At 69.3% G+C, this 20,639-nt stretch carries 19 protein-coding genes; 10 read left to right on the forward strand and 9 right to left on the reverse strand.

Annotated elements, in window-relative coordinates; all coding sequences use genetic code 11:
- Positions 1-142: 142 nt before the first annotated feature.
- Positions 143-1,216 (reverse strand): lysine-2,3-aminomutase-like protein, encoded by a 1,074-nt coding sequence (locus AC5JCN_RS16610; protein WP_495756197.1) that lies wholly within the window; start codon positions 1,214-1,216, stop codon positions 143-145.
- A 13-nt stretch (positions 1,217-1,229) separates the two neighbouring features.
- The gene (epmA, locus tag AC5JCN_RS16615) at positions 1,230-2,282 is read right to left on the reverse strand and encodes an EF-P lysine aminoacylase EpmA (protein WP_495756198.1); all 1,053 of its coding nucleotides are present in this window, start codon (positions 2,280-2,282) and stop codon (positions 1,230-1,232) included.
- Positions 2,283-2,418: 136 nt separating this feature from the next.
- On the opposite strand from epmA, the gene efp reads away from it, so the two are divergent.
- Positions 2,419-2,985 (forward strand): elongation factor P, encoded by a 567-nt coding sequence (efp, locus tag AC5JCN_RS16620; RefSeq protein WP_495756199.1) that lies wholly within the window; start codon positions 2,419-2,421, stop codon positions 2,983-2,985.
- Between the two features lie 30 nt (positions 2,986-3,015).
- Here efp and AC5JCN_RS16625 read toward each other — a convergent pair whose 3' ends face one another.
- The 3 genes from AC5JCN_RS16625 to AC5JCN_RS16635 all read right to left on the reverse strand — a co-directional run bounded on the left by AC5JCN_RS16625 (position 3,016) and on the right by AC5JCN_RS16635 (position 4,668).
- Positions 3,016-3,657 carry a transglutaminase-like cysteine peptidase gene (locus AC5JCN_RS16625; protein ID WP_495756200.1) on the reverse strand — a complete coding sequence of 214 codons (642 nt, stop codon included), beginning with the start codon at positions 3,655-3,657 and terminating at the stop codon, positions 3,016-3,018.
- A 215-nt stretch (positions 3,658-3,872) separates the two neighbouring features.
- Positions 3,873-4,274 carry a PRC-barrel domain-containing protein gene (locus AC5JCN_RS16630; RefSeq protein ID WP_495756201.1) on the reverse strand — a complete coding sequence of 134 codons (402 nt, stop codon included), beginning with the start codon at positions 4,272-4,274 and terminating at the stop codon, positions 3,873-3,875.
- 52 nt (positions 4,275-4,326) lie between these two features.
- Complete coding sequence (locus tag AC5JCN_RS16635) at positions 4,327-4,668, reverse strand: hypothetical protein (protein ID WP_495756202.1); 342 nt, start codon at positions 4,666-4,668, stop codon at positions 4,327-4,329.
- Between the two features lie 168 nt (positions 4,669-4,836).
- Here AC5JCN_RS16635 and AC5JCN_RS16640 point away from each other — a divergent pair, with 168 nt between their 5' ends.
- From AC5JCN_RS16640 to AC5JCN_RS16675, 8 genes are all read left to right on the forward strand, one after another.
- Entirely contained in the window at positions 4,837-5,676 is an 840-nt protein-coding gene (locus tag AC5JCN_RS16640) for a universal stress protein (protein WP_495756203.1), read from the forward strand.
- 131 nt (positions 5,677-5,807) lie between these two features.
- On the forward strand, positions 5,808-7,346 hold the full coding sequence (locus tag AC5JCN_RS16645) for a sugar ABC transporter ATP-binding protein (protein ID WP_495756204.1): 1,539 nt from the start codon (positions 5,808-5,810) through the stop codon (positions 7,344-7,346).
- Positions 7,339-8,343, forward strand: a complete 1,005-nt coding sequence (locus AC5JCN_RS16650; protein WP_495756205.1) for an ABC transporter permease — start codon at positions 7,339-7,341, stop codon at positions 8,341-8,343. Before AC5JCN_RS16645 ends, AC5JCN_RS16650 begins: the two co-directional genes overlap by 8 nt.
- Positions 8,344-8,357: 14 nt before the next feature.
- The gene (locus AC5JCN_RS16655) at positions 8,358-9,335 is read left to right on the forward strand and encodes an ABC transporter permease (RefSeq protein ID WP_495756206.1); all 978 of its coding nucleotides are present in this window, start codon (positions 8,358-8,360) and stop codon (positions 9,333-9,335) included.
- 112 nt (positions 9,336-9,447) lie between these two features.
- Positions 9,448-11,619: a malate synthase G gene (locus AC5JCN_RS16660; protein ID WP_495756207.1), complete on the forward strand. Its 2,172-nt coding sequence runs from the start codon at positions 9,448-9,450 to the stop codon at positions 11,617-11,619.
- A 69-nt stretch (positions 11,620-11,688) separates the two neighbouring features.
- The gene (locus AC5JCN_RS16665) at positions 11,689-12,099 is read left to right on the forward strand and encodes a hypothetical protein (RefSeq protein WP_495756208.1); all 411 of its coding nucleotides are present in this window, start codon (positions 11,689-11,691) and stop codon (positions 12,097-12,099) included.
- 99 nt (positions 12,100-12,198) lie between these two features.
- The gene (locus AC5JCN_RS16670; protein WP_495756209.1) at positions 12,199-12,729 is read left to right on the forward strand and encodes a YcnI family copper-binding membrane protein; all 531 of its coding nucleotides are present in this window, start codon (positions 12,199-12,201) and stop codon (positions 12,727-12,729) included.
- Positions 12,729-14,363, forward strand: a complete 1,635-nt coding sequence (locus AC5JCN_RS16675) for a copper resistance CopC/CopD family protein (RefSeq protein ID WP_495756210.1) — start codon at positions 12,729-12,731, stop codon at positions 14,361-14,363. Before AC5JCN_RS16670 ends, AC5JCN_RS16675 begins: the two co-directional genes overlap by 1 nt.
- A 10-nt stretch (positions 14,364-14,373) precedes the next feature.
- Here the strand turns inward: AC5JCN_RS16675 and AC5JCN_RS16680 are convergent, their stop codons facing one another.
- Entirely contained in the window at positions 14,374-17,475 is a 3,102-nt protein-coding gene (locus AC5JCN_RS16680) for an efflux RND transporter permease subunit (RefSeq protein ID WP_495756211.1), read from the reverse strand.
- A gap of 10 nt (positions 17,476-17,485) precedes the next feature.
- Positions 17,486-18,604 (reverse strand): efflux RND transporter periplasmic adaptor subunit, encoded by a 1,119-nt coding sequence (locus tag AC5JCN_RS16685; protein WP_495756212.1) that lies wholly within the window; start codon positions 18,602-18,604, stop codon positions 17,486-17,488.
- A 115-nt stretch (positions 18,605-18,719) separates the two neighbouring features.
- Between AC5JCN_RS16685 and AC5JCN_RS16690 the strand changes: the two genes are divergently transcribed.
- A complete protein-coding gene (locus tag AC5JCN_RS16690; protein WP_495756213.1) occupies positions 18,720-19,385 on the forward strand; it encodes a TetR/AcrR family transcriptional regulator in 666 nt (221 codons plus the stop codon).
- A 10-nt stretch (positions 19,386-19,395) separates the two neighbouring features.
- On the opposite strand, the gene AC5JCN_RS16695 is transcribed toward AC5JCN_RS16690, so the two are convergent.
- Positions 19,396-19,947 (reverse strand): 2'-5' RNA ligase family protein, encoded by a 552-nt coding sequence (locus tag AC5JCN_RS16695; RefSeq protein WP_495756214.1) that lies wholly within the window; start codon positions 19,945-19,947, stop codon positions 19,396-19,398.
- Positions 19,948-19,952: 5 nt separating this feature from the next.
- Positions 19,953-20,636, reverse strand: a complete 684-nt coding sequence (locus AC5JCN_RS16700) for an SDR family NAD(P)-dependent oxidoreductase (protein ID WP_495756215.1) — start codon at positions 20,634-20,636, stop codon at positions 19,953-19,955.
- Between the last annotated feature and the right edge of the window lie 3 nt (positions 20,637-20,639).

Below are 20,639 nucleotides of genomic sequence, written 5' to 3' on the forward strand. Positions count from 1 at the left end.
CTCCGGACCATTTCCGGCAGCCTTCCGGCCGCCGTGCTTGCGCCGCATCTCTTAAGCCCGGCGCCCTGCAGCGCCGGTTAAGGCCTCGTCCCCATCGTGAACGGTGGTAAATGCGGGATCAATGATCCCCTTGACGCACCCGTCAGGTGGGCGGAGCGGGATGCGACCGGCCGCGCCAGTCCTCGACGGATTGTCCGTCTGACGAGAGGGCATCCGGCCCTACCGGGGCCTTCCCGTATCCGCCGGGTATGTCCAGCACGTAGGTCGGCTGGCACAGGCCGGAAAGCCGCCCCCGCAGCGCCTTCACCAGTGCACGCCCCTCCTGCAGCGTCGTGCGCATGTGCGAGGTGCCGGGCGCCATGTCGCCCTGGTGCAGGTAGTAGGGCTTGATCCGGCAGGCGACGAAGGCGCGCATCAGGGCCGACAGCGTCTCGACATCGTCGTTGACGCCCTTCAGCAGCACGGTCTGGCTGACCAGCGGGATCCCGGCGTCCGCCAGTCTCGCGCAGGCCGCACGGGCCGCATCGGTGAGCTCGCGCGGGTGGTTGGCGTGGATGGACACCCAAGTCGCCGCGCCCGCACCGCCGCGCAGTGCCGCCACGAGCGCGGCGTCGACGCGCTCCGGCGCGACGACCGGGACGCGCGTATGCCAGCGGACGACCGCGACGTGCGGGATGGCCTGCAGCGCCGAAGTCAGTTCGGCGACACGCCTCGGCGACATGACGAGCGGATCGCCACCCGTGACGACCACCTCCCACACTTCCGGATGCGCGCGGACATAGGCGAGCGCCCGCTCCAGCGCCTCCGGCGCCAGCACCGCGTCCGCTCCCGGTCCCACCATCTCGCGGCGGAAGCAGAAGCGGCAATAGACGGCGCAGACATGCACGGGCTTCAGCAGCACCCGGTCGGGATAGCGGTGCACGATCCCCTCGACCGGACTGTGCGCGGCGTCTCCGATCGGGTCGGCCCGCTCGCCCGGCACCGTCGCCAGCTCCCGCATGTCGGGGATGAACTGGCGCGCGATGGGGTCGGCGGGATCGTCGGGGTCGATCAGCGCAGCCATGGCCGGCGTCACGGCGACAGCGTAGCGGTCCGCCACCGCCGCGATCCCGGCGGCGCGCTCCGGCGCGACAAGGCCGGCCGGCACGAGATCGTCCGCCCCGAGCGTACGGGCGGTCCGGGGCAGGGCGAGCAGGCGGGCGGCAGGAGGGCTCATGCGCGCTCCTCTCTCACGGAGCGGCGACCGGTGTCCACACCACCTGCTCGATCCGTGTCGCTCCGGTGGCCAGCATGACCAGCCGGTCGAACCCGAGCGCGATGCCGCTTGCCTCCGGCATGTGGGCCAGCGCGGCGAGAAAATCGTCATCGATCGGGTAGCGGCTGCCATAGACCCGCTGCATCTCGGCCATTTCGGCCTCGAAGCGGCGGCGCTGCTCGGCCGGGTCTGTCAGCTCGCGGAAGGCGTTGGCGAGTTCGACCCCGCAGGCATAGAGCTCGAAGCGCTCGGCGACGCGCGGATCGGCGGACTTCGGGCGGGCCAGCGCCGCCTCGCTCACCGGGTATTCGCAGAGCAGGGTGGGCCGGCCCATGCCGAGGCCGGGTTCGATGCGCTCCACCAGCACCCGGCTGAACATGTCGGCCCAGGTGTCGTCCCCGGCCACCCGGATCCCGGCGGCACGCGCCGAGTCGCCGAGGGCGGCTGCGTCCGTGGAGCCATCGGTCCCGACGGTGGCGAGCAGGTCGAGGCCTTCACGCGCGAAGGCCTCGGCCAGGGTGAGCCTTTCGGGTACAGCGGCAGGATCACAGGTCATTCCGCGCCAGGTCAGCACCGGTGTCCCCGCTGCAGCACAGGCGAGGCGGAGGATGCGCGCGCAATCCTCCATGAGGGTTTCGTAGGGCTCTCCGGCGCGATACCACTCGACCAGCGTGAACTCGGGGTGGTGCAGCGGCCCGCGCTCCCGGTTGCGGAACACGCGGGCGAAATCGACGATGCGGGTCTCGCCGGCGGCGAGCAGCTTTTTGCAGCCGAACTCGGGCGAGGTGTGCAGGTGCATGGCCCGGCCTGCCCCGTCCGGACCGGTCATCACCGTGGAGAAGGCGTGCAGATGCGCCTCGTTGCCCGGCGAAACCTGCAGGGCGGCGCTTTCCACCTCCGTGAAGCCGCGTGCCGCGAAGTCTTGCCTCAGCGCATCGCGGATCCGGTTGCGGGCGGCGAGGAACGGCCGGCGGTCGGCGTGCACCGACGCGTTCCACCAGGGCGAGACGGCAGGGGGGCTGGTCATCCGGGCCAATCCGTGCTGAAAGGCTGCCGCATCGTCAGCGCCGCGCCCGCGCTGCCGCCGGCATGCTCATGCCGCGGCTTCCGCGCCGGCCGGCTTGGTTCCCGTCCGGGCGCCGCGCAGCCAGAGAGAGACATCCGTGAAGGTCATCGCCAGCTCGCTCCGCAAGGGCAACATCGTCGACAAGGACGGCAAGCTCTACGTCATCCTGAGCGCCGAGAACATCCACCCCGGCAAGGGCACGCCGGTCACGCAGCTCGACATGCGCCGCATCAGCGACGGCGTGAAGATCTCCGAGCGCTACCGCACGACCGAGCAGGTCGAGCGCGCCTATGTCGAGGACCGCGACTACAACTTCCTCTACCAGGACGGCGAGGGCTGGCATTTCATGAATGCCGAGAACTACGACCAGATCGTCGTGCCGGAAGACGTCCTCGGCGACCAGGCGGTGTGGCTGCAGGAGAGCATGACCTGCGTGGTTAGCATGCACCAGGGCGTGCCGGTGGCCATCGAGCTCCCCGCCCGCGTCGTGCTCGAGATCGTCGACACCGAGCCGACCGTCAAGGGTCAGACCGCCTCCTCGTCCTACAAGCCCGCCAAGCTCTCCAATGGCGCGCGCACCATGGTGCCCCCGCACATCGCGGCGGGCACGCGCGTCGTCATCATGACGACCGACGGCTCCTATGTGGAGCGCGCCAAGGACTGAACTGAGGCGGCCGCGCCGGCGGCCTTCTGCTCACCTGCGGGCGGCCGTCGACAGGACGGAGGCGCCCTCGTCGATCGCCACCCAGCCGGTGGCGTTCTGGCTTTCGCGCTTGATGTAGGTGTAGCCCGTCTGACTCCAGGGCAGCACCGCGTCGCGCTTGTTGTCGAGCACGAAGTCGCCCCGGTCCGTGCGGATGGTCAGCACGGCGTGGCCCTCGTCGGCATCGTCGAGCACCACGGTCATGAGCATCGCCCGGCGGGGAAGGCCGGCGTCGGCGAGCATCTTGCGCTTGAGGAGCTGGAAATCCTCGCAATCGCCCATTCCGTCGCTGGGAAAGTCCCACCTGTCGGCAACGCCCCAGTGCTCCTGGTCGGTCACCGCCTCGATGGAGCGGTTGACCTTGCGATTGACGCTGTTCATCAGCTCCCAGAGCTGGGGCGTGAGGGCGACCTGCGACGGCTGGCCCCGGTCGACCCGGCATTCGCCGGGATAGCGGCGGCAGAAATCGGCCCACGCGGCGAGCGGCCTCGCGCTGCTCGACACCACCGCGCCGGTGGTGACGGGAGGCAGGCTCGTGTCGGAGGCCGACACCGGAGCCGTGGCCGCGCAGGCGAGAACCGCGGCGAGAAGGACGGCGCGGCTGCCGTGCCGCGAGGGAAGGACGAATGGCATGGATCGGCCCCTTGCTTACGGGCCGATCCTTCCGTGAGAGCGCCGTGCTTCCGCTGACTCGGAAACGTACAATTTGAGCGAAATGACGCTCACTCAGCCCCGGCGGAGGGCCATAGTAATCGCTCGGTGAATTATTCCGGCGAAATCCGCCGAAACCGGCAAGGATCCGGACGCAACTTCACGTCCCGCGTGTGCTCGCCGTCACGCATCCGCGCTCACATGTACCAGGGCACCTTGTAGTAGTCGTAGATGTTGCGCCCGTATCCCGGATCACCCCAGGGCGAGTCCGCGGCGGTGAAGCTCGGAGCGTTCTCGAGTTGCTCGCGGGTCAGGTCGACGACGTAGCCGCCGCGCCGCGTGTCATAGGTCAGTGTCTTCCAGGGCAGCGGGTGATAGCGCTCGCCGATGCCGAGAAAGCCGCCGAAGGACATCACGGCATAGGCGGCCTTGCCCGTAACCTTGTCGACCATGAAGTTTCGCACCGTCCCGAGCGTATGCCCGTCGCGGTCGAAGACCGTGGTACCCTCGACGCGGTCCGACGCGATCAGGCGCTGCGTCTCGTCGATGGGCAGCTGATCCTTCCGGGTCGGCTCGTGAGTTCCGGTTGTATCGCTCATCTTTCGACCTCCTCTTCGCGGGAGAGGCGGCAGGGCCGCCCTGTCCGTCCGTTCACTTCGGCTGCACGGGATCGCCCGGGTTCGTGCCCGGCGGGGGGATCACGACGCCGGAGCCGGTCTGCGGCGCAGGAACGTGCATCTCGGGATCGACGCCGGCCGGCGGCTTGATCACGCCCTCGCTGTCCTTGAGCTGCTCGCTCAGCGTCCCCGTCGAATCCGGGGCGGTTTTGCTCAGCGGAGGGTCGACCTTCTCGGGGACGGAACGCGCATCGGGCTGCTGGGGCGGCAGGACGGGTCCGGACACTTGGCTGTCCTGCGCGACCGCCATGGAGGCGGCCAGGGTGAACGGAAGCGCCAGCGCCAGGGCGCGGCGCGTGGGGAATTGGCGTGCCATGGGAGCCTCCTCATCCGGCATGGACCATCAGGCCAACCAACAGCGCGGCCGCCGCATCGTTCCGGTCCGCACCGTCACACGGCTTGGCCGCCGCCGCCCGCCATGTAGACTGGGACGGCTCAGCTGGTCCGGCTCGGCCTGGCTGCAGCCTGCAAGCGGAGGCTCACCATGGTGATGAAGACGGTTCTCGTACCGCTCGAATCGGTCGAGACGCTGCCCGCCATCCTGGGAACGGCGCTGGCCTTTGCCCGGCACTTCGGGTCCATGGTCGAGGGTGTCGCCTCGATGCCGATCGTCGACAACTACATCGTCGGCGAGATGGTGCCGCTGTGGCCGCCACAGCAGCGCGGCCCCTCCGAGACGCCGCAGGACCTCGCCGGCGCGTTCCGGCAGGCCATGGAGGACGCCGGCGCGCCGGCCCGCGAACGCGCGCCCGACGGGCTTCGCTACGGCTGGCGCGAGCCGGCCCTCATGGGCGACAGCGCCGTCGCCAGCCTGGCCCGCGCCTATGATGTCACGGTTGTCGGGCGCCCCTCCAGCAACCCGGCGGGCCCGCGGCTGTCGCTGCTGGAAGCCATCCTGTTCGAGAGCGGCCGGCCGATCCTGATCGCCCCGCCGGGCACGGCCCCTGCCGCCATCGGCGAGCGCGTCGTCGTGGCGTGGAACGGCAGCACCGAGACGGCGCGGACCGTGGCGTTCGCGATGCCCGTGCTGCGCCAGGCCCGGCAGGTCATCGTGCTGACGGTCGAAGGCGCCTCGGTACCGGGCCCCTCGGGCGAGGACCTCACCCGCACCCTGCGCGCCAACCAGATCGAGGCGGAGCCCCTGACGCTCGCCCCCGCCGGCCGCCAGAGCGGCGAAGCCTTCCTCGAGCATGCCTCCGCGATCGGCGCGGACCTCGTGGTCAAGGGCGCCTACACGCAGAGCCGCCTGCGCCAGATGATTTTCGGCGGCGCGACGAGCTTCATGCTGGCCAACGCCACGGTGCCGGTCTTCATGGCCCACTGAGCCCAGGGCAACAGGACGGCGACACTGCCACACCGGTTCGCGGCTGTGCATGCGCGCCGCGAAACCGCTTTCCTCGGACGTTTGGTCGCCTATGATGGCGACGGGACGGAACGCGAGGGCAGACCCGGTACATGGCACCCCTTCTCACGATGCGGGGCATCGACAAGCAGTTTGGCGGCGTGCCGGCTTTGCGGCAGGCGTCGCTCGTGGTCGAGCCCGGCGAGGTGCACGCGCTGATCGGCCAGAACGGCGCCGGCAAGTCGACGATGATCAAGATCCTGACGGGCTACTACCAGCGCGACGTCGGCGAGATCGAGTTCGACGGCAGGCCGGTCAGCTTCAACGCGCCGAAGGAGGCGCAGGCCGCCGGCATCAGCACGATCTATCAGGAGATCAACCTCGTCCCCTACCGCTCGGTGACCGAGAACATCTGCCTCGGCCGCGAGAAGAAGGTCTTCGGCCTCCTCGACTGGCGGGCCATGCACCGCGAGGCCGAGGAGTTGCTGTCGCGCTTCAACATGCGCGGCATCGACGTGCGCCGTCCGCTGATGGACTACCCGACGGCCGTGCAGCAGATGGTGGCCATCGCACGGGCCATCGGCTTCTCGGCCCGCCTCGTCATCATGGACGAGCCCACCTCCTCGCTGGACGACCAGGAGGTTTCTGTTCTCTTCGAGGTGATCCGGCAGCTCAAGGCCTCGGGCGTCTCCGTCATCTTTGTCAGCCACAAGCTCGACGAGCTCTACGCGGTGTGCGACCGCGTCACCATCATGCGCGACGGCCGCACCGTGCTGGTCTCGGAAATGGACAAGGTCTCCAAGCTCGACCTCGTCACCACCATGCTGGGCCGCGAGCTCAGCCAGGCGCTGCATGCGGGCAAGCAGGGCTCGGGCATACCCAGCGAGACGCCGTCGCTGCTCTCGGTCGATCACGTCGCCCGCGGGCGCATGGTGCGTGACGTCACCTTCGACGTGCGGCCCGGCGAGATCGTCGGCCTTGCCGGCCTGCTCGGCTCCGGACGCACGGAGAGCGTGCGCATGGTGTTCGGCGCCGACAAGCCCGAGAAGGGCGAGGTGCGCTTCGGCGGCCGCACCGGCATCTCCGGCCCGGCCGAGGCGATCGAGGCGGGAATGGGCTACTGCTCCGAGGACCGCAAGCTCGAGGGCATCATTCCCGGCCTGTCCGTCCGCGAGAATATGGTGCTCGCCCTGATGCCTAAGCTCTCGAAGAACGGCATCATCGACGAAAGCCGCAGCAAGGCCATCGCCGACGAGTTCGTGAAGCGGCTGGGCGTGCGCTGCGCCTCGCCGGAGCAGCCGATCCGGGAACTCTCGGGCGGCAACCAACAGAAGGTTCTGCTGGCGCGCTGGCTGTGCATGAACCCCAAGCTCCTGATCCTCGACGAGCCGACGCGCGGCATCGATGTCGGCGCCAAGGCGGAGATCCTGTCGCTGGTGCGCGAGCTCGCCGGCCGCGGCCTCGGCGTGCTTATGATCTCCTCCGAGCTCGAGGAGGTGGTGGAGGCGGCGAGCCGCATCTTCGTGCTGCGCGACGGCGTGACGGTGACCGAACTCGAGGGAGAGAATGTGAGCGAGGACTCCGTCATGGCCGCCATGGCGCATGGCCCGGGCATGGCCGACCAGATCGCCCGGGGAGGCGCCGATGCCTGAGACGGCCACCGCCGAGCAGCAGGGCGCCGCATCGCGCGGGGTCGACCTGAAGTCGATCCTGCAGCAATACGGCGCGCCGATCGCGCTCCTTCTGCTGATCCTGTTCAACGCGGCGGTGACGCCCAACTTCCTGACGCTGCAGACGCTGACCCTGAACCTCACGCAGGTCTGCACCATCGTCATCGTCGGCGTCGGCATGACCCTCGTCATCGCCACAGGGGGCATCGACCTGTCGGTCGGCTCGATGATGGCCATCGCCGGCGCTCTGGCACCGCTGATCTTCCTCGGCACCATCATCCCCGGCCTGCCGCTGTGGCTCGGCATCCCGCTGTCGCTCACCCTTCCCCTGGTGGTGGTGGGGGCACTCGGCTGGTTCAACGGATGGCTGATCACCCGCTTCCGCATCCAGCCGATCATCGCGACGCTGATCCTGTTCATCGCGGGGCGTGGCATCGCGCAGGTGGTGACCAACGGCAACCTGCAGGTCTTCACGACGCCGGAGTTCCGCTTCATCGGCACGGGCCGCCTGTTCGGCATCCCGTTCCAGGCGGTGCTGATGGCGATTATCGTGATCGTCGCCGCCTGGGTGATGCGCAAGACCGTGTTCGGCCGCCAGATCCTCGTGATCGGCGGTAATGAGCGGGCGGCGCGGCTGGCCGGTGTTCCCGTCTCGCGCGTCACGCGGATGGTCTACGCCATCTCCGGCATGCTGGCGGGCATAGCGGGCTTCATCGTCATCGCCCAGAACTCCGCGTCCGACGCCAACCTCGTCGGCCTCGGCATGGAACTCGACGCCATCGCCGCGGTGGCCGTGGGCGGCACGCTGCTCACCGGCGGGCGGGCCAGCATCATCGGCACTCTCTGGGGCGCGCTGATCATCCAGCTGGTGCGCTACTCGCTGCTCGCCAACGGCGTTCCCGACGCCGCCGCCCTCGTCGCCAAGGCGGCGATCATCATCATCGCCGTATGGCTGCAACGCCGCGGCAGCACAGCCTGAGCCCGAGACCGAGCATGACAGCGGCCCGTCCAAACCTCCTCAGAAGCGTCGGCCGGCACGGCGTCATCGTCGCGCTCGTCGCGCTGATCCTGTTCGGCGCGGTGCGCTACGATGGCTTCCTCGGCGAGTACAACGTGCTCACCGTGCTGCGCTACAACAGCATGTTCGCGCTGGTGGCACTGGGCATGGCCTTCGTCATCATGACCGGCGGCATCGACCTCTCGGTCGGATCGGCAGCGGCGCTGGGCAGCGTGGCGGCCGCCATCGCGTCGCCCTACGGCGTCATTCCCGGCCTCGCCGCCGGTGTCGGGATCGGGCTGGTCGTCGGCGCCATCAACGCCTTCAGCATCACGGTGCTGCGCATCCTGCCCTTCATCGCGACGCTGGCCACCATGCTGGCTGCGAGCGGCTGCGCGCTCTTGCTGGCGGGCAACGAATCCGTGTCGGTGTCCTACGAATCCGGCTTCACCGAACTCGGGCAGGGCGACTTCCTCGGCTTTCCCATCCCGGCCTGGATTGCAGGGGCGCTCTACGTCGTCGGCTCCGTCGTCCTCAACTTCACCGCCTTCGGCCGGACCGTGCTGGCGGTGGGCGGCAACGAGGACGCCACCAAGCTGATGGGGCTGCCGGCCGACCGCGTGGTCGGGGCGACCTACGTGATGAGCGGCGGCCTCGCCGGTCTGGCGGGCGTCATCCTTGCGTCCCAGTTCGGCGCGGGCCAGCCGATCGAGGGCGTCGGTTGGGAACTCTTCGCCATCGCCTCGGTGGTGGTGGGCGGCACGCTGCTGACGGGCGGCGTCGGCTCCGTCGGCGCCACGCTGGCCGGCGTCATGCTGCTCGGCCTGATCTTCAACATCCTCAACTTCGAGAACGGCATGGGCTGGATCAGCCTGTCCGCCTACTGGCAATCCGTGATCCGCGGTCTCTTCCTCCTCGTCGTCGTGATCATCCAGGCCCGGCTCGCCGGCCGCACCGCGGAGGCTGCGCCCTGAGCAGGGCAGGCCAGACCTGCGCGTGTTGACGCAGGCACGCAAACTCGGTTGAGAAAGCAGGCTGCGTCTCCGGGCGCGGCTTTTCTTGCGTGCGCGGGTGAAGGAACGGGACATGACGCAGTACGTCGCGAAGGAAGGCCTGCAGGTCGATCCCCTGTTCGAGGCTTTCATCGCCAGCGAGGCCCTGCCCGGCACCGGCATCACGCCCGACGCGTTCTGGAAGGGGCTCGCAGGGATCGTCCGCGACTTCACCTTCCGCAATCGCGCCCTTCTCGCGAGGCGCAGCGAGCTGCAGGCCCGGATCGACGCGCACGAGCGCGAGAACCGCGGCAAGCCGCGCGATCCCGCGCGCACCCGCGCCTTCCTCGAGGAGATCGGCTACCTCGTCCCGGAGGGCCCGTCCTTCACGATCGGCACGGCGAATGTCGACGACGAGATTGCCAGGGCGGCCGGCCCGCAGCTCGTGGTGCCCGTCACCAATGCGCGATACGCCCTGAACGCCGCCAACGCCCGCTGGGGCAGCCTCTACGACGCGCTCTACGGGACCGACGCCATTCCCGGCAAGCCTGCTCCCGGCGGTCTCGACGCCGGGCGCGCCAGGCTGGTCATCGCCTGGGCGCGGGACTTCCTCGACAAGGTCGCACCGGTCGCGGGCGGTTCCCACTCCCGCGCCACCGGCTACCGGGTGGAGGAGGGCGGGCTCGTCATCCGCACCGGCCAGGGCGATGCGAAGCTCGCCGATCCATCCTGCTTCGCCGGCTGGCTGGGCGAGCCGGACGCGCCGACATCCATCCTGTTCCGCCACAACGGCCTTCACGTGCAGGTCGTCATCGACCGCACGAGCCCGATCGGCCGGACGGACGATGCCGGCGTCTCCGACGTCCACATCGAGGCTGCGCTCAGCGCCATCATGGACGGCGAGGATTCCGTCGCCGCCGTCGACGGCGAGGACAAGGTCGGCGCCTACCGCAACTGGCTCGGCCTGATGAAGGGCGATCTCGCCGATACGTTCGAGAAGGGCGGTCGCCTGGTCGAGCGCCGCCTCAATCCGGACCGTGTGTTCCACGCACCCGGCGGCGGCGAGCTTCGGCTGCACGGGCGGGCGCTGATGCTCACCCGCAATGTCGGGCACCTGATGACCACCCCGACCGTGCTCGACGCGGAGGGCCGGGAGGTCTTCGAGGGCCTTCTCGACACGCTGGTGACCAGCGCCATCGCGCTGCATGACCTGCGCAAGCCGGCGGACGCGCCGATCCGCAATTCCCGCAAGGGCTCGGTCTACATCGTCAAGCCGAAGATGCACGGGCCGGAGGAGGTCGCCTTCGCCGTCGAGGTGTTCGGCCGGGCCGAGGACGTTCTCGGCCTGCCGCGAGACACGCTGAAGATCGGCATCATGGACGAGGAGCGGCGGACCTCGGCCAATCTCGCCGAGTGCATCCGCGCGGCAAGATCGCGGGTCTTCTTCATCAATACGGGGTTCCTCGACCGCACCGGCGACGAGATCCACACGGCGATGGAGGCCGGAGCCGCCGTGCACAAGGCGGACATGAAGGGCACCGCCTGGATCTCGGCCTACGAGCAGCGCAACGTCGCCATCGGGCTCGCGGCGGGGTTCAAGGGCCGCGCGCAGATCGGCAAGGGCATGTGGGCCATGCCCGACCTGATGGCCGACATGCTGAGCCAGAAGATCGCTCATCCCAAGTCCGGCGCCAGCACGGCCTGGGTGCCCTCTCCCACCGCGGCGACGCTGCACGCGACGCACTACCACGACGTCGACGTCGCCGCCGTGCAGGACCGCCTCGCCGGCGAGCCCCCCGCCTCCCTCGACGACCTCCTGACCCCGCCCATGGCGCGCGAGACGAACTGGTCGGAGGAGGAGGTGCGGCAGGAGGTCGAGAACAACGCCCAGGGCATCCTCGGTTATGTCGTGCGCTGGGTCGACCAGGGCGTCGGCTGCTCCAAGGTCCCGGACATCCACGATGTCGGCCTGATGGAGGATCGCGCGACGTGCCGCATCTCCAGCCAGCACATCGCCAACTGGCTGCACCACGGCATCGTGCGCGAGGAAGACGTGCGCGCCACGATGGAACGGATGGCTGCCGTCGTCGACAAGCAGAACGCCGGGGACCCGCTCTACGAGCCTATGGCGCCGGGCTTCGACGGCATCGCCTATGCCGCCGCCTGCGACCTGGTGTTCAAGGGCCGAGAGCAGCCGTCGGGCTACACGGAGCCTGTCCTGCACGCCCGCCGGCGTGAGAAGAAGGCGCGGAAGGGCGCGGGGTGACCCAGGCGGGGGCCGCCATGTTTGTGGCGGCGCATTGACCGGCCACGCCGCCGCTGCGAAAAGCAGAGCATGACTTCGCGCCGCCCGGCCGCCGGCAAAGGCCGCATCCTTCTCGCCATCCTGCTGGCCTACGGGCTGGCGCTGAAGGCGATCGCCGGCGTGCCCATGCTCCCGTCCGGGAGCGTCGAGGGGGTGGTTTCCGCCGAGCACGTGCTCTGCCTGACCGACGTGGCGAACGGCGACCAGCCGGCCGGGCTTCCGTCGAGCGGCAAGCACGATTGCGACACGTGCTGTCACCCGAGGGTGCCCGGTTTCGCGGCTCCCGAGATGGCGGTCGCCATTCCCGTGCAACTTCCGGAACCGGTTCCCAATCGCGGTGCGGTGCCGAATCGCCGGCTCCTGGCCGAGCCCGGTCCACCCTCCGAGGCCTGGGCCGAGGCCCGCGCGCAACGGGCACCGCCTTCGATCGATCTCGCCTGATCCGCGGGCCGGGCGCATCGCGACGGCCCAATTCTGACCGGCACCTCCGGCCGATAGGCGCAGAGCGCCTCCCGGTGGGCTTCCGACGAAAGATCGATCATGTCCAACTATGCCATCGCGGCCGCCTTTGGCGCCGCCATCCTCCTGTCCGCCATCAGCGCCCAGGCACACGCCACGCTGGAAACGACCGAAGCGAAGGTCAAGTCAGGCTACAAGGGCGTCATCCGCATCGGCCATGGCTGCGAGGGATCGCCCACCCTCATCGTCAGGGTGCGCATCCCGGAGGGAGTCATTTCCGTCAAGCCGCAGCCCAAGTCGGGCTGGACGGTCGAAACCGTGAAGGCGCCCTACCAGAGCGCTCACGACTATTACGGCACCTCGCTGACCGAGGGCGTCCGGGAGATCGTATGGACCGGAAAGCTGCTCGACGAGCACTATGACGAGTTCGTCTTCCGGGGCTACATCAGCGGTGAGTTGCAAGCTGGCCAGACCGTCTGGTTTCCTGTCGTGCAGGAGTGCGAGAAGGGTGCCCATCGCTGGATCGAGATCCCCGTGGACGGAAAGTCGGCCGACGACTACGAGGAGCCCGCGCCCGGCGTGAAGCTCCTGCCCGCGTCCGGCGGGCATTGATGGCGCAGGGCCGCGGCCCCGAGCCGCGGCCCGTCCTTTCCCCCATGCGCAGCATCCTCGCCGCCGTCGCGGCCATCCTCCTTCTCGTCTTTGCGGGGCCTCCAGCCGCCATGGCCCACGCCGTGCTGCTGGAGACGGCGCCGCGCGAGGGCGCCGTGGTCCCGTCCGCGCCAGGCTTGCTCGAGTTGCGCTTCAACGAGCCCGTCTCGCCGCTCGCCCTGCGCCTCGTCTCCCCCGACGGATCCATCGCGGACCTCCCGACCCCGGCCGGCGGAGACCGGCTCAGCGTGACCGCCCCGGACCTCACGGCGCGGGGCACCTATCTGCTCAGCTGGCGCGTCGTCTCCATCGATGGCCATCCCGTCGCGGGGACGTTGAGCTTCTCCATCGGGGCGCCCAGTGCCGTCGCGCTTCCCTTCGAGGAAGCCGGTCCAGGCGTCAGGCCCCTGCTGTGGCTGGCGCGTCTTGCCGTCTATGCCGGTCTCCTCGGCGGCGTCGGCACGGCTTTCGCTGCAGCGATCGTGATCGGCGGAATTGTTCCGCCGTGGACGGCGCGGCTCCGCGCGGGGTGTGCCCTGACGGGGCTCGCGGGAGCAGTCGCCCTGCTCGGCCTGCAAGGCCTGGACGCCCTTGCTTTACCTCTGTCGGCCCTCGCGTCGTCCCTGCCCTGGCGGACGGCGGTCACGACATCGGCGGGCCCGGCGATGCTGCTTGCCGCTTGCGCCTGCCTGCTCGCTTTTCGTCTGCCGGGAGAGCGCTGGCGCGGGCCCGCGGTGATCGTCGCGCTGCTGCTGGCCGCCGGATCGCTCGCCGTGACGGGCCACGCTTCCTCGCTCCAGCCCGGTGTCCTGTTCCGCCCCGCCGTCGCCCTGCACGCCGTCGCGGCCATGCTCTGGGCGGGCGGCCTGCTGCCGCTGCTGGATTTGGCCCGGCGGGACGACGCTGACCCGGCGCTGCCGGCCGGGTTGCGGCGCTTCTCGTCCGCGGCATTGCCCGGTGTCGCGGTCCTCGCGATGACGGGGGGCGGCCTGGCGGTGGCCCAGCTGGAATCGCCTGCCGGCCTCCTCACGCCCTACGGCCTGATCCTGCTGGCGAAGCTCTCCGCCGTGACGGCTCTGCTGGGGCTTGCCGCGCTCAATCGCTTCCGGCTGTCGCCCGCCGTGGCGCGGAACGAACCGGGCGCCCGCCGTCGCCTTGCCAGGTCGCTGATCGCGGAAATCCTGCTCATGGCGGTGGTCGCGGGGCTCGTCGCGGGCTGGCGCTTCACGCCGCCGCCGCGCGCGCTGGCAGCTGCCGCGGCCGCACCGCGTGACGTGGCGGTCCACGTCCACACGGCAGAAGCGATGGCGGATGTCACTGTCGTTCCCGGCCGGTCGGGGCCGAACGTCGTGCGGCTGGTGCTCCTGACCGGCGACTTCGGCGCGCTCGATGCCAAGGGCGTGCGCATCTCGCTCGCGGCGCCCGGCGGCGCTTTCGAGGCGGTCCAGCGGGAGGCCGTGCGCCAGCCGGACGGGAGTTGGGCCGTTGAGGGCGTTCCGCTGCCGATCGCCGGCCGCTGGACGATGCGCCTGTCGATCCTCGTGATGGACTACGACCGCGTCTCGCTCGAAGCCTTCGTCGACATCGCGCGCTGAGGCGGCCGCGTTACTGGGCGGCCACCTTCCACTCGTCGCCGTCGCCGTGCTCCTTGCGCGCGGCGACGTCCTTGGCCATCGCCGAGCGGTCGCGGGCGAGGAAGGTGTAGAACATCGGCACGACGAAGAGCGTGAAGATCGTGCCGATCGACATGCCGGTCGCGATGACGAGGCCCATCGAGAAGCGGGCTGCCGCGCCGGCGCCGCTGGCGGTCAGCAACGGCACGACGCCGAGCACCATGGCGGCCGTGGTCATCAGAATCGGCCGAAGGCGGACCTTGGCCGCCTCCTGGATCGCCGAACGGCGGTCCATGCCGCGCTGCACCTGGAGATCGTTGGCGAACTCCACCATCAGGATGCCGTGCTTGGTGATCAGGCCGATCAGCGTGATCAGGCCCACCTGCGTGTAGATGTTCAGCGTCGCCAGCCCGAGGTTCAGGAAGGCAATGGCCCCGAACATCGAGAGCGGCACCGACATCATGATGATGAACGGGTCGCGGAAGCTCTCGAACTGCGCGGCGAGCACGAGGTAGATGACGATCACGGCGAGCCCGAAGGCGAGCCCGATCGAGCTGCCCTCCTGCACTTCCAGGCGCGACTGGCCGGCGAAGTCCTCGTAGAAGCCCGTCGGCATCACCTCCGCCGCGATCTGGCGCAGCGTCGCCAGGCCCTGGCTCGTCGTCACCGTCGGCAGTGGGAGGGCCGACAGCGTCGCCGAGTTCAGCTGGTTGAACTGCTCGATGGAGGCGGGCGAGGTGCCCGTGGTCAGCGAGACGACGGAGGACACCGGCACCATCGTGCCGTTGGAGGCGCGGACATAGTAGTAGCGCAGGCGCTCGGGATTGAGCCGGTCCTCCGGCGAGACCTGCGTGACCACGTCGTAGCTTCGGTTGTCGCGGTCGAACTTGGAGATCGTTCCGCCGCCCACGAGGGCCGACAGCGTCGTGCCGATCTCGCTGACGGGCACGCCGAGCGCGGCCGCGCGGTCGCGGTCGATGGTGACCGTGGCCTTCGGCGTCTCATAGGTCATCGAGTTCTGCACGACGATGAACTTGCCTGACATCATCGCCTTCTGGCGGACCTGCTCGGCCACCTCGTAGGCCTGCTGGCTGTCGCCGATGGTGCGCAGCACGTACTGGATCGGCAGTCCGCCACTGGTGCCGGGGAGCGCGGGCGGCGAGAAGATGAAGGCCTGCACGCCGGCGTTGGAGTCGAGCAGGCCCTGGATGTCCTGCTTCACCGCAGCAGCCTTGCGGGCGGTGCGTTCGCTCCACTCCTTCAGCTTGAAGCCGATGAAGGCGCTGCCGCCGCCGTCCGTGCCGGCCACCATGAAGGTGTCCTGGATCTCGGGGATCTTGGTCTGCGCGTTGGTGAACGCCTTGGCAAAGCGGGCGGTGTAGTCCGCCGTGGCGTATTTCGGCGCCAGCACGAGGCCGAGGAACGCGCCCTGGTCCTCCTCTGGCGCCAGCTCGGACGGAGTCCTCACGAAGAGGAACACCGTCGTTCCCATAATGGCGCCGACGATGATCAGCGTGACCCAGCGCACCCGCAGCGATCCCGCCAGCCGGCGCCCGTACCAGTTTTCCAGCCGCGTGAAGCTGCGGTCGACAAAGGCGGCGAAACGGCCTTGCGCGCCATGCGGCTTCAGCAGACGCGACGACATCATCGGCGACAGCGTCAGCGCCACGATGCCGGAGATGATGACGGCGCCCGCCAGCGTGAAGGCGAACTCGCGGAACAGCGTGCCCGTGAGCCCCTGCGTGAAGCCGATGGGCGCGTAGACCGCCGCCAGCGTGATCGTCATCGACACGATGGGCGAGAAGATCTCCTTCATGCCCGTGATCGCGGCGTCGATCGGTTTCAGCCCCTCCTCGATGTGCCGGTGGATGTTCTCCACCACCACGATGGCGTCGTCGACGACGAGGCCGATGGCCAGCACCATTGCGAGCAGCGTCAGGAGGTTGATCGAGTAGCCGAGCACGAAGAGGACGAAGCAGACGCCGACCATCGACAGCGGGATCGTCACCACCGGGATGATCACCGAGCGGAACGAGCCGAGGAACAGCAGGATGACGATGCAGACGATGAGCGCCGCCTCGCCGATGGTCTTGAACACCTCGACGATGGACGCACGGATGAAGTTGGACGCATCGTAGACGACAGCGACCGTCATGCCCTTGGGCAGCGTCGGCCCGATGGATTTGACTGCGTCCTGCACCTGCCGCGCGACCGAGAGCGGGTTGGCGGCGGGCGCCGGCGTGACGCCGATGAAGGTGCCCTCGCGGCCGTTGAAGGCAACGATGGTGTCGGTGCTCTTGGGACCGAGTTCCACCCTGGCGACGTCCCGCAGCCGGATGATCTGGTCACCCGAGGCGCGGATCGGCAACGCACCGAAGGATTCCGGCGTCTGCAGGGTGGACTTCATCTCGAGCGCGTAGGCGACGTACTCGTTCTGCGTCTTGCCGGGTGCAGCCAGGAAGTTGCTGCTGCGGATCGAGCTGATGACGTCTGACGCCGTAACGTTGCGCGCGGCGAGCTTGATCGGGTCGAGCCAGACGCGCATCGAGAAGTCGCGTCCGCCGAGGATGTCGGCCGAACCGACGCCCTCGAGCGTGGCGAAGCGCGGTTGCACGACGCGGGTCAGGAATTCGGTGACCTGCTCGGGGTTCATCTCCGACGAGGCGAAGGTGAGGTACATCAGCGCGAAGGACTGGCCTGTGCCCTTCACCACCACCGGGTCCTCGGCGTCGCTGGGCAGCTGCGCGCGCACCTGCTGCACCTTGGAGGTGACCTCCGTCAGCGCGGCGTTGGGATCGGTGTTCAGGCGCATGCGCACCGAGACGGTGCTCAGCCCGAGCCGGCTCTGCGAGGTGACGTAGTCGACGCCCTCGGCGCTCGACACCGCCTTGGCGATCGGCGTCGAGATGAAGCCCTCGATGAGGTCCGCGCTGGCGCCGATATAGGCGGTGGTGACCGTCACCGTGGTCTCGTCGACCTTCGGGTACTGGCGCACCTGGAGGCTCATCAGACCCTGCGCGCCGAGCAGCAGGATCATCAGGCTGACCACCATCGACAGGACGGGACGGCGGATGAAGAGCTCCGTGAAACCCATGGCGCGCTCCTCAGCCTTCGTTTTCGAGCTTGGTGATGTCGATCGAGTTGTCGATCTTCACCGCCGCACCGGCCTGCAGCTTGTTCTGGCCGGCTGTCACAACCATCGCCCCGGCCTGGACGCCCGAGACCACCTCGGACTGGCGGCCCTCGCGGCGCCCGATCTTGACGAAGACCTGCTTCACGACCTGCCGGTCCTTGCCGTCCTTCTGCTCGTTCTCGATGACGTAGACGTAGTCGCCGTAGAGGCTGGTCACGACCGCGGTCTGCGGCACTGTGACGACGTTGTCCTCGGCCGGCAGGACGACGCGGACCTGCAGGAACTGGCCGGGCTGCACCGCGCCGCCCGAATTGTCGTCGAGCGTCGCCTGGACGTTGACGAGGCGGGTCTGCGGATCGACCCGCGGGTCGATGCCCGTCACCTTGCCCACGAACGGCATCTCGCCGTTGCCCACGCCGAACTTGACGGGCTGGCCCGCCTTCACCTGGCCGGCGAGTTGCTCGGGTACGCTGAAGTCGACCTTCATGCGGTCGAGGTCCTGCAGGGTGGCGACCACCGTGCCGGGCTGGACGTACTGGCCGGGATCGATGCGCGGAATGCCGATGACGCCGTCGAAGGGCGCCTTCAGCGCCTTCTGGTCGATCACCGCCTCGATGCGCTGCAGGCGCGAACGCGCCGTGGCGAGGCCCGCGACCGCCTGGTCATACGCCGACTGCGTGTCGAAGCCGCGCTGGCGCAACGTCGTCGACCGCTCCAGGGTGGATTCCGCCAGCTTGACTGCCGCCTGCGCGTCGATCAGGTCGGCGCGCTCCACCGCGTCGTCGATCTGCACCACGACCTGGTCCTTCTTCACCCGGTCATTGGCCTTGAAGCGGATCTCGCGCACGATGCCGCCGATCTCGACGGCGAGCTCGACGCCAAACTCGGCGCGGGCCGTGCCGATGCCGGCAATCCCCGGCGTCCAGGTTGTCGCCTTCACCGGCGCTGCCGAGACCACCTGCGGCGGACGCTGCATGGTGGCGAAGAACTGCCCGATCATCTTGTCGCGAAAGAAATTGAACCAGACCAGGCCGGCGCAGAGACCGACCGCCAGGATGAAAACCAGACCAACGACGAACGCCCGCTTCATGACCGGAAGCCCCGCGGCTTGAGAACCATCAGTGGACGATACGCGGAACGATCAAAATGGACCGCTTGCGCCGACTGCAACGAGGGTCTTATATACCGTCCGGACGGTACAGTCCATGCAGGGATCCAGAATGGCGAGCCGCGACGGAGCGAGTGCCCGGGACCGTATTCTGGATGCCGCATCCGACATCGTCTGCGAGGTCGGCGCCCGCAAACTGACGCTCGACGCGGTGGCCGTGCGGGCCTCCCTGAGCAAGGGCGGCGTGCTCTATCATTTCCGCAGCAAGGACGCGCTGCTGCGCGGCATGATCGAGCGCATGATCGGCGAATCCGCGGCCGAGCGCGAGCGCCTGCGTCCCAAGCTGGACGGGCGGCCGAATGTCGAATGCAGGCTGACGCTGGCCGTGGCCCTGCGGCAGTGGATCGGCAGCAAGCGCCAGGTGGCCGGTGCCATGCTGGCGGCATCCGCCGAGAGCCCGGGCCTGCTCGATCCCGTGCGCGACGTCATCGCCGAGGACTGGACACGCATCCGCGACACCGCAGACGACGCCGACGCCGCCATGGTGGCGCGCCTCGCTGTCGAGGGGCTGTGCAGCCTCGACATTCACGGGCTGAGCCCGCTGGCCGGCGAGGATCTTCCGCGCGTGCTGAGGGCGCTCGACCGGCTGCTGGAGCATGGCATCGCAAAGGAGCCGGTGGTACGGGAGCCGGTGCGCGAACCTGTCGCGCCGCCTGCCGCAGACATGCTTCCGCCCACAGTTGAGACGCGCAAGAGCGCGTGACGCTTATGCGTCAGACCGGCGCGGCTCCGAACGGAAACCGCCCCGCCTCCTCCCACGGCCCTCCCCGGTAGTGCCAGAGATGCAGGCCCTCGATGGCGAAGCCGAACGGCTGGAATATCGCCTCGAGAGCCTCCAGCGTGCGCCGGGCATGCGGCGGCGGCACCTTGTTCTGGATGGTGACGTGCGGCGCGAAGCGCTGCCGATCCTGCGGCGACAGCGCGGCAGACCATTCCTGCGCCAGCTCGCGCCGCACGATCGCCAGCGCCGGCGCCTCGATCTCCACCGAGATCCCGTGGCCGGTGAAGCGCAGGCCGAGGGCGCGGGCGGGCAGGGGGTCGAGGGACCAGCAGCGGTCCGCCAGCAGGGTCTCGACGTCTTCCAGCCAGTGGCCGGGGATGGCGTGGAACAGCGTCAGGTGGGCCGGCACCCGGTTCAGCCGCTCGGGAAAATAGGCCCGCCGCCATGCCTGAAACTTCTCCGTGGCGGCCTCGTCCATCAGGGCGGTGAGGATCAGCGGGTCGGCCTGCTCCTTGACGTGGGGAGAGCGGTAGAAGGCGGTCATGGGGCTCAGAACGTCTCCAGCCAGGGCCGCAGCTCGATTTCCCAGCTCCAGGCCGAGCGCGGCTGCGTGATCAGCGACCAGTAGGCCGCGGCAATGGCGTCGGGGTCCAGCGTCGAGTCCCGCCCGTCGTCGGCCCTGCGAGACGAGCGGATGCCGCCGTCGATGACGACATGGGCCACGTGCACCCCCTTGGGGTGGAGCTCCCGCGCCATGGACTGGGCGAGGCCGCGCAGAGCAAACTTGCCCATGGCGAAGGGGGCGGACTGTGCGTAGCCCTTCACGCCCGCCGACGCTCCCGTGAAGAGGATCGTGCCGCGTCCGGCGGCGAGCATGGCGCGCGCGGCAAGCCGGCCGACGAGGAAGGCGCCGAAGGCCGTGACCTCCAGCGTCCGCCGCACCTCCTCGGGATCGAGGTCCGCGATGGGGCCGCGAATGCGGTAGGACGGGTTGTAGACGACGATCGCGGGATCGGGCACGGCCGCGAACAGCGCCTCGACGTCCGCTGGCTTCGAGGCGTCGCAGGCGTGCAGCGTGGCGTTCGTCTCACGACCGAGATCCTCCAGCTTGCCGGTGTTGCGGGCCGCCAGGGCGACCGGGAGGCCCTCCCGGGCGAAGAGCCGCGCCAGCGAGGCCGAAAGCCCGTCCCCGGCGCCGACGACCAGTGCCGTCCCCTGCGTAGTTGCGGCCATGAG

The organism is Alsobacter sp. (assembly GCF_059501845.1).